Raw genomic sequence first — 826 nt, 5'->3', positions numbered from 1 at the left:
CATAATAAAATTTCCATAACTCATATTCTTCTTGATTTGGTCAAGTGAGAGCGATATGCCGCGGTTATAGCGCGCGCCAACGATACGCACCTGCTCCATGCCAAGAAGCGGACGCGTCTTCTGCAGCTTGTCGTGGTCGATGAGTTGCCTTAGATGACGAGCTACAGTATTGATATTAAACACGTCCTGCCGAAGACAATTTGCCAGCTGGCGCAGTTACGCCGACGACATTTTGGCCGGATTGATCCCCAATGTATGGGCTGCAGTTCGAAGCTGCATGCTAACAGAACCGAAGGATGTTTTTTGTTGGCAGGATAGTAACAGTCTGCTTATCTACTAGAGGGGGGCGCTCCAGTCAAAAGCCCTTACTTCAAAGGCAATACGATCGATAGAGTTTGGATCACCCCCTACTTCAATCCAACATACGCCCGCGAGCAGCTCGGGAGGGAAGCCCTCACGGGTCGCGGCTGCCCTGATTGCGTTCTTGTTCTGCGTAACCCAAGCGTCTTTAAACCGCTGAATATATGCTCTACCACCGCCCAATGTTGAAGGGAGCGTCTTCCATCGCACCAGATCTGCGAATCTCCCACTTAGGGTGATCATTTTTTGACGCACTACAAGATAGCTGTTCCATAAAAATCCTTAGGAAATTCACGGGAACTGAATAGTGAAAAATAGTAAGAGCGTTGCAGCACCCGCAGCAGCGACCGTTGAGCAGATTATGACGTGCTGCGTTCCACCTCGTTTGCCAACCGCCAACCTTCTGGTCTTTTTGTTTCATCATTGATCCAAAAAATCGCGGCTTTTGATAGGTTTTGTTGAGCAA

At 48.9% G+C, this 826-nt stretch carries 1 pseudogene; it reads right to left on the bottom strand.

Annotated features, from left to right (window positions below):
- Positions 1-183 (bottom strand): annotated as a pseudogene (locus tag LCI23_RS19410) (hypothetical protein); the annotation flags it as partial.
- Between the last annotated feature and the right edge of the window lie 643 nt (positions 184-826).

It is taken from the genome of Massilia sp. MS-15 (assembly GCF_020176695.1).
In the GTDB taxonomy this organism is placed as follows: domain Bacteria; phylum Pseudomonadota; class Gammaproteobacteria; order Burkholderiales; family Burkholderiaceae_D; genus Telluria; species Telluria hydrophila.
This window is presented reverse-complemented; position numbering and strand designations above follow the sequence as displayed.